Raw genomic sequence first — 8586 nt, forward strand, 5'->3', positions numbered from 1 at the left:
CGTTAGGGTCTTGACGTGGCGAAGACGCAATCGAATCGGGCCTCGTTGGACAAGCAGCCGCGCGAGGTCGCGTCGATGTTCGACGATGTCGCCCGGCGGTACGACCTGACCAATACAGTGATTTCCGCGGGACAGGATCGTTACTGGCGCTGGGCAACCCGCAGGGCCCTCGCGCCACGGCCGGGTGAGCGATTACTCGATCTCGCCGCGGGGACCGGAGTATCCACCCTGGAGTTGCAGAAATCCGGTGCTTGGTGTCTGGCCGCCGACTTCTCGAAGGGCATGCTCGCCGCGGGGCAGTTCCGCGCTGTGCCGATGGTGGCGGCCGATGCCATGGCGTTGCCGTTCGCCGATAACTCCTTCGATGCGGTGACCATCTCGTTCGGGCTGCGCAACGTCGCCGATACCGACCTCGCGCTGCGCGAGATGCTCCGGGTCACCAAACCCGGCGGCAGGTTGGTGGTGTGTGAATTCTCCACACCAGTGGTTCCGGTCTTCCGCACGGTGTACATGGAGTACTTGATGAAGGCGCTGCCCGCAGTGGCCCGAACGGTGAGCAGCAATCCCGACGCGTACGTCTACCTGGCGGAATCCATCAGGGATTGGCCGAATCAGCGCAGACTCGCGCTGCGGATCGCGGCCAACGGGTGGTCGACGGTGCAATGGCACAACCTCACCGGCGGTGTAGTCGCCCTGCACCGGGCATACAAGCTCGGCTGAGCTGGGTCCTGTAGTACCTCACAGCCGGATACCCCCGCGGTGAGGAGGAATGTCACCTATCGATAACGCGAGGTAAATCCCGCGCAATCGGCGATAAGCATCATCGAAGATATGTCTGACGCAGTGACCGGCCGCGGCGACAGTACCGTCAAAACGGCATGCTCGTACTGCGGTGTGGGTTGCGGGATCACGGTAAAGACCGCCACCGGCACCGCGGGAGAACCTGTGATCGCCACGGTCAGCGGCGACCGGTTACACCCGGCGAATGCGGGACGGCTGTGCACCAAGGGCGCGACACACGCAGAGCTGATGCGCACCTCCGGCCGGATGGAAACCGCTTACCGGCGTTCGGCGCGCGGGCAGGTTCCCGTGCCGTTTCCGGTAGACCACGCCGTGCACGAGGCTGCGACCAGACTACGGGCGATTCTGGACGAGCACGGCCCTGACGCGATCGCGATGTATGTCTCGGGGCAGATGTCGCTGGAGGCACAGTATCTCGCGACCAAACTCGCCAAAGGCCATCTGCGCACCGTGCACCTGGAGGCCAACTCCCGACTGTGCATGGCCAGCGCGGGAACCGGGTACAAACAGTCGCTCGGGGCGGATGGACCACCCGGTTCCTACGACGACTTCGAGCATGCCGACCTGTTCTTCGTGATCGGTGCGAATATGGCCGACTGCCACCCGATCCTGTTCTTGCGCATGGCCGATCGGCTCAAGTCCGGTGCGAAACTCATCGTGGTCGATCCGCGCCGCACCGAAACCGCGGTGCGTGCCGACCTGTTCCTGCAGATCGCCCCCGGTACGGATATCGCATTGCTCAATGGGTTGCTGCACCTGCTTGTCGATAACGGCGATATCGATGCGGAGTTCATCGCCGAGCACACCGAGGGCTGGGAGACCATGCCGGAATTCCTGGCCGACTACCCACCGGATCGAGTGGCCGAGATCACCGGGCTCGCCGAGGCCGATATCCGCACCGCCGCACAATGGATCGGCGCCGCGGGCGAATGGATGTCGTTGTGGACGATGGGGCTGAATCAATCCACGCACGGCACGTGGAATACCAACGCCCTGTGCAATTTGCATTTGGCCACCGGCGCTATCTGCCGTCCGGGAAGCGGACCGTTCTCACTCACCGGTCAGCCGAATGCGATGGGTGGGCGGGAGATGGGCTACATGGGGCCCGGCCTACCCGGCCAGCGCAGCCTGCTCAGCGCCGAGGACCGCGCATTCGTCGAGGCCGAATGGGATCTGGCGCCGGGCACCCTACGTACCGAAGCCGGGCCAGGCACCGTGGAGATGTTCCGCGAGCTGGCCGAGGACAAGATCAAAGCGGTATGGATCATCTGTACTAATCCCGTTGCCACCGTGTCCAACCGGAAAACGGTGATCGCGGGCTTGGAGGCGGCCGAGCTGGTGATCGCCCAGGACGCGTACACCGAGACCGCGACCAACGCGTATGCCGACCTGCTGCTGCCCGCCACACTGTGGGCGGAAACCGATGCGGTGATGGTGAACTCCGAACGCACTCTCACCCTCCTGCAACAGTCGGTCCCGCCCATCGGCGACGCCAGGCCGGATTGGCGGCTGATCGCCGATATCGCCACCGCGATGGGTTTCCCCGGTTTCGATTTCGCCTCCAGCGCAGAGGTCTTCGAGGAGATCAAACGATTCGCGAATCCGGCGACCGGCTACGACTTGCGCGGCATGAGCTACCAGGGGCTGCGCGATGGGCCGATGCAGTGGCCGTGCGCGCAGCCCGAACGCAAGCGTAATCCGATCCGATACCGCAATGACGGCAGCAGCCAGCCGCTGTTCGTCGATGCCGAAGGGAAGCAGCCCCGGCTCGCCTTCGCCACACCTAGCCGCCGTGCGGTGTTCTGGCCGCGACCACACCTGATGCCGCAGGAGATGCCGGACGACGACTACCCCTTCCTACTCAACACCGGTCGCCTGCAGCATCAGTGGCACACGATGACCAAGACCGGCAAAATCGGGAAGTTGACCAAGCTGAACGGCACGCCGTTCGTCGAAGTGCATCCGGCCGATGCCGAGCGCCTCGGCCTGACCGCAGGCGATCAACTGGAGATCGCCTCACGCCGCGGCCGAGCCGTATTGCCCGCGCGGGTCAGCGACCGAGTTCGCCGCGGCGATTGCTTCGTGCCGTTTCACTGGAACGATGAGCAGGGCGAATACCTGACTATCAACGCCGTAACCAACGATGCGGTCGATCCGGCCGCGCTGCAACCGGAATTCAAGGCGTGTGCGGTAGCGCTGCGCCGGGTCGCCGCGGTGCCGCAGCCCGAAGCTCCCGCCGCGCTGCCAACGGCCGAGCCTGCACATCCGCTGGCGGCCGTACTCGGCCTCGGCAACGGCACCGCACCCACCCTCAGCGAGACCGAGCAGATCTACCTGAGCGGCTATCTGACCGCGCTGCAGACACTTCCGGTGACCGGACAGCCGGTGCTCCCTGAGTCGGCGCCGATATCCGCACCCGGCAGGCTATGGGTCGACGGGCTGCTGGCCGGGATGTACTCGCGCGCTACGACGACTCCCGCCACCGCGGCGAACACAAGTGACACCACTCACACGATCACCGTGCTGTGGGCATCACAAACCGGCACCGCGGAAGAACTCGCCCACACCGTCGCCGCACATCTCACCCAGAACGGTTTCACACCGCGGCTGCTGGAACTGGATTCCTGCGACCTCGGGGCGATCACAGGAGATGTACTGGTCATCAGCAGTACCTTCGGCGATGGGGGACCACCGGACAACGGCGCCGATTTCCGGGAGCGGCTGACCGAGAGCACAGTGCGGCTGACCGGTGTGCGGTACGCGGTGTTCGCACTCGGCGACTCCTCCTACGACGATTTCTGCGGTTACGGCCGCACACTCGATCAGAAATTCACCGACCTGGGCGCGCGGCGAATGCTCCCCCGCGTCGACAGCGAACCCGACTACGCGGACGCGGCACAGCACTGGCTGGATGATGTGTGTGCCGCATTCGGCACCGAGCCGCCCGAGCCGTCCGGCGAGTCCGGCTCCCCCGCCAACCCTCCGGTACCCGGTGGGAACGGCGCAACGCGTGGCGCCCCCCGTGGCAATTCGGTATCCACGATGACGGTGCCGAGCGCCGCTCCCGCACTCGACCGCACCCGCAGCGCACCCGCGCCGTTCACCCGCGCCGCACCGCTGCGTGCCCCGCTGATTCGCAACGAATTACTCTCGATAGGCGATTCGCCGAAAGAGGTACGCAGATTCGGATTCGATCTGCGCGGTCTGGAGGCCGGCTATCAGGTGGGCGATGCCCTCGGCGTCTGGCCGGTGAACTGTGCCTCGCTCGTCACCGAATGGCTGGCTGTCACCGGTCTTGACGGCCGCTGCCTCGTCGAGGTGGACAACCGTGAGATGCCGCTGACCGAGGCGCTGCGCAGGCACTACGACATCACCAAGATCAGCCAGGACCTGCTCGGCTTCCTCGCCGAACGCAATCAGAGCGGCCGACTGGCCAAACTGTTGCGCCGGGACAATCGCAACGAATTGGCCAACTATCTATGGGACCGGCAGGCCGTCGATGTACTGCGTGATTTTCCGGTGCGCGCGGATCTGGTGGAGTGGCTCGGCACGTTGCGCACCCTGCAGCCGCGGCAGTATTCGATCTCGTCCAGCCCACTGGTCAGCCCGGACGAGGTAGAGCTCACCGTCGGCATCGTGCGCTACGGCGACCAAGCGGCCACCGATGCCCCGGCCCGGCGCGGCGGGGTGTGCTCGACCTTCCTCGCCGACCGAACAGGCCAAGGGCACGCGGAGACGGCGGCTCCGATATTCCTGCATCGGGCGCCGCATTTCCGTCCGCCTGCCGATCCGTCGACACCGATGATCATGGTAGGACCCGGCACCGGTATCGCGCCGTTCCGCGGGTTCCTCCAGGAACGCAGGGCGCTCGGCTGCACCGGACGCAACTGGCTGTTCTTCGGCGATCAGCACGCAGCACAGCATTTCTACTATCGCGCCGAACTGGAAGACATGTTCCGCTCCGGCTTTTTGACCCGCCTCGACCTGGCCTTCTCCCGCGACCAGCGGGAACGGATCTACGTGCAACACCGGATGATCGAACACGGCGCGGAGTTGTGGTCGTGGTTATGTGAGGGAGCCCACTTCTACGTCTGTGGCGATGCGGGTCGCATGGCCAAGGATGTCGACGACGCGCTGCTGCGAATCGCCCGAATCCACGGCAAGCTCGACGAGCAGGGCGCGCTGGCGTTCAAAAAACAGTTGGTCGCCGAAAAACGCTATGTCCGGGACATCTACTGAGTGCCTACTGAACGACGGCTACCAGGTGGAGGAAAAACCGACACCTGGAGCCAGGAAATGGTTGCTCGAGGCCGGAGCACCGGGCATCCTCGATGCTGTCGGAATTGGTCGTCCGCCTCCGAGCGGCATGCCCCGAGAGGTACGTCGCACGCGAGGTCTACACGGAGAGGAGCGCACGATGACAGATCCCCTTGCGGACGCGATTCCCGAGGCTGATCTCGCGGAGCAGTCCACCCCGGCGTATCCAGACGATACCGTGCTACCCGACGATCGGCCGGAGCCGGGCGAAGGTGTCGGGCGAGCGGTCGACGCATCCAGTGCCTTGGAAGCGAACCCCGCCGACGTCGTCGAGCAATCCATCCCGGTACCACTGCTCGATGACGAGCCGGAGGACGAACTCGGCTACTGATCCGCGGTATCCACTCTCGATCACGGCTGGATCTTGGCCCGTACTGCCGCGTGCAGTTCCCGCAGACTCGACCGTTCGGTGGCGACTTCGAGTACTCGTATGCCATGCGCGTGCCCGGCCAGCTCGACCTCGAGCTGCTTCGGATCGACCTGTCGGTGCGGGATACGGTACGCGGCGCACAGTGCGGCCAGATCCATGCCGTGTGGGGTGCCGAAGATTCGTTCGAACACCCCCGCGTACTGCGGATCGCCTTGCTCCAGCAGCTCGAAGATACCGCCACCGTCGTCGTTGGCGACCACGATGGTCAGATCGTTCGGCCGCGGCTCACCTGGCCCGATGAGCAGCCCGGACGCATCGTGCAGGAACGTGAGATCACCGATCAGGGCGATCGTGCGGCCCTCATGGTGCAGTGCCGCGCCGACTGCCGTCGACACCGTTCCGTCGATACCGGCGACACCGCGATTCGACAGCACCGTGATCCCCGGCCTCGGATGTGCGACCAACGCGGCATCGCGCACAGGATTCGACGCGCCGAGTAGTAACTGGTCACCGTCGCGCAGTGCGTCCATTACCACCGCCGCGACATGCAGTCCGGTCGGCTTCGGGTGCTGCGCGAGCTCGGCGCGCACCATCTGGCTCGCTTTCGTATCCAGTTCCCGGCAGCGCCGCAGCCATGCCGCACTCGGCGCGCCGGTGATAACCGCCCTTGTGCCGGTACCGACCACATTGCCGGATACATCGGGCCAGCGCGGTCCAGTGGTGAGCGCGTACACACGGACAGCGGGATCGGCGAGCACCTTCGATACCTGACGGTGCAAGGTGGGACGGCCGGTGATGATCGCTTGCCGAGGCCGCAGCAGCGGCAGAGCGAGCGGGTGCAGCGCAGGGCCGTGCATGGGTGCGGTTGGCTCGGCAACGGTAGGCAGCGCCGCCAGTTCCGGCCGCAATCCAGCACCGTGTCCGGAGATCACCACGGTATCGGGGGAAAGATCGAGATCGAGTGGCACATCCAGCGTCGCGTACTGGGTCTCGGTCCACGCGCGCGCACCGGCGCGGCCCGCGGGAACCGATTCGTCCGGCAGCGGATCCGGGACGAGCGGCTCACGCAGCGGAACATCGAAGTGCACCGGTCCCGCGTTCCCTGAGCGGGTGCCGCGGGCAGCGGCCAGCACCCGGCATACCGCGGAACGCCACTGACTGTTCTGCCGCCCGTAAGGCGGCTGATCTTCCTCCTCTTCCGCGAGACCGAGCGAAATAGCGGCCCGGACCTGGCTACCGAACAAACCGAACTGTTCGATGGTCTGGTTGGCGCCGGAACCGAGCAGTTCATAGGGCCGGTTCGCGCTGAGTACCACCAGCGGGACTCTGGCGTAGTTGGCTTCGAGCACGGCGGGCCCCAGATTGGCCACCGCGGTACCCGAGGTCATGACAACCGGAACCGGGCAGCGGCTCGCGATAGCCAGCCCGACAGCCAGGAAACCCGCCGTTCGTTCGTCGATCCGCAGATGCAGCCGCACCCGCCCGGCCGCGTCGGCGGCCTGTAGGGCGAAGGCCAGCGGAGCGTTCCTGGAGCCGGGGCATAGGACAACATCCCGCACTCCCCCGCGCACGAGTTCGTCGACGACGACCTGCGCTTGTGCTGTAGACGGGTTCACAACTCCAGCCTGGCAGACCGTATCTCCGCCGTCGCTATCGGGAGGTGTCTGTTTCGCCACGTATTCGCGGCAGTCGTGCGCACGCAGCACCTCGCCCGACCGGATCCAGCCCGGTCGGGCGATTACCGCCGCTGGACGCGATTGCCTGGTACGGGTAGTGCACCGCTCGGCCGGAAATGCCGACGCGTCCGTAGCGCAGGCGCGCCCGTGCGAATCAGTTGGCGTGCTTCTCGATCAAGTTACCGACCCGAGGCAGTGCCTCGGCGACGTTCTTCTTCGCCGAGGAGCGCATGGAGGAATAGACCTTCTTCAGAGCGGGCCGGGTGGAGGCATCGGCGCGTGCGTCGGTGACGGTCAGCAAGGCCTCGGAAACCTGATCGGACTTGGCCACCAGCAGATCGGCGAAGGTACCCGACCCCGACGCGGTGTACTCCTGCCAGAACGGCTCCAGCTGGGCGAGAAGCTTGGGCGCCAAGGACTCCAACGCATCGGGCACGATGGAAGGGCCGATCTTCTTGACCGCCGCGTAGCCACCCTTCACAGCCAGGCCGGACGCACCGCCTTTGTCCGAGACCTCGGCATCGAGAACCTCGACGGCATCGGCAAGGAATGCCGGACGCTTGGCGTCGTCGAGCAGGGATTCAGACAGTGCTGCAACCACTTTCAGGTTCCTCCGGATAGATAAGAGATAAACGAGCGAGGGCAACTATACGCACCTACGCCAGCGTTCGTCCGGCTACGGCTGCCAAGACAGCAGCTGCACCATCAATCCTTCACAGTCAGCGAGCAGATTTCCCTGTTCATCGAGCAGTTCCGCCACTACGAAAGTTTTACGCCCTTCGATCCGGTCGACCCGCCCGCGAACCGTCAGCGAGGTCTCCAACGGAGTGATCTTGCGATAGTTCACATGCAGATACGCGGTGCGACTGATCGGCCGCCCGGCGTAATGCACGATCATGCCGAACAAATCGTCGAACAGCAGTGGGAGCACACCGCCGTGCACCGCGCCATTGCCGCCTAGGTGGAAACGGCGGAACACACCGGTCATCTCGATGCCATCAGGTCCAGCCGCGACCACCTGCCATGGCGGCAGCAACAGACTCCCCCGCCCTGGTAATTCGACCGCGCGACCCGCTGGTCCCTGCAATTCCGGCGCACGATAGGGCTCCAGCAGATCGATCAGCTCGCCTGCTTTGGTCAGCGCCGCCCCGAAAACGTCATCCGGCGCGTCCACGGACACCGCGAGATCCTGCAGTGTCCGCATCGCCGCTACATACGCGCCGAAGTTCGGACCGACCTGCGCCCGGGAGACCTTGGGAAATCCGCCGTGCTCCTCGTACCGGGATTCATTCACCGCGCTCCGGTCTATAACAGGTTTCACTCGTTCGCTCATACTTGCACGGTAACGCGTGGTTATACACCGTCAATCCGAAGCCGGGTCGCACCGCGTGGCATGCGTACTCGCCGCTACCGCGGCACCGG

The 8586-nt window shown here is 65.2% G+C and carries 6 protein-coding genes; 3 read left to right on the forward strand and 3 right to left on the reverse strand.

Features of this window, described 5'->3' with window-relative positions:
* Positions 1-15 precede the first annotated feature (15 nt).
* From ACL02S_RS20130 to ACL02S_RS20140, 3 genes are all read left to right on the forward strand, one after another.
* On the forward strand, positions 16-720 hold the full coding sequence (locus ACL02S_RS20130; protein ID WP_412804006.1) for a demethylmenaquinone methyltransferase: 705 nt from the start codon (positions 16-18) through the stop codon (positions 718-720).
* A gap of 111 nt (positions 721-831) precedes the next feature.
* Positions 832-5040: a bifunctional nitrate reductase/sulfite reductase flavoprotein subunit alpha gene (locus tag ACL02S_RS20135; protein ID WP_412804007.1), complete on the forward strand. Its 4209-nt coding sequence runs from the start codon at positions 832-834 to the stop codon at positions 5038-5040.
* Between the two features lie 178 nt (positions 5041-5218).
* Positions 5219-5449: an Rv3202a family protein gene (locus ACL02S_RS20140; protein ID WP_412804008.1), complete on the forward strand. Its 231-nt coding sequence runs from the start codon at positions 5219-5221 to the stop codon at positions 5447-5449.
* Positions 5450-5469: 20 nt separating this feature from the next.
* Here the strand turns inward: ACL02S_RS20140 and menD are convergent, their stop codons facing one another.
* The 3 genes from menD to ACL02S_RS20155 all read right to left on the reverse strand — a co-directional run bounded on the left by menD (position 5470) and on the right by ACL02S_RS20155 (position 8497).
* Entirely contained in the window at positions 5470-7104 is a 1635-nt protein-coding gene (gene menD / locus ACL02S_RS20145) for a 2-succinyl-5-enolpyruvyl-6-hydroxy-3-cyclohexene-1-carboxylic-acid synthase (RefSeq protein ID WP_412804009.1), read from the reverse strand.
* 214 nt (positions 7105-7318) lie between these two features.
* Positions 7319-7765, reverse strand: coding sequence for a DUF6918 family protein (locus tag ACL02S_RS20150; RefSeq protein WP_412804010.1), 447 nt, complete (start codon positions 7763-7765; stop codon positions 7319-7321).
* A 75-nt stretch (positions 7766-7840) separates the two neighbouring features.
* Positions 7841-8497, reverse strand: a complete 657-nt coding sequence (locus tag ACL02S_RS20155; protein WP_412804011.1) for a PaaI family thioesterase — start codon at positions 8495-8497, stop codon at positions 7841-7843.
* Between the last annotated feature and the right edge of the window lie 89 nt (positions 8498-8586).

Source organism: Nocardia spongicola (assembly GCF_047200775.1).
Classification (GTDB): Bacteria; Actinomycetota; Actinomycetes; order Mycobacteriales; family Mycobacteriaceae; genus Nocardia.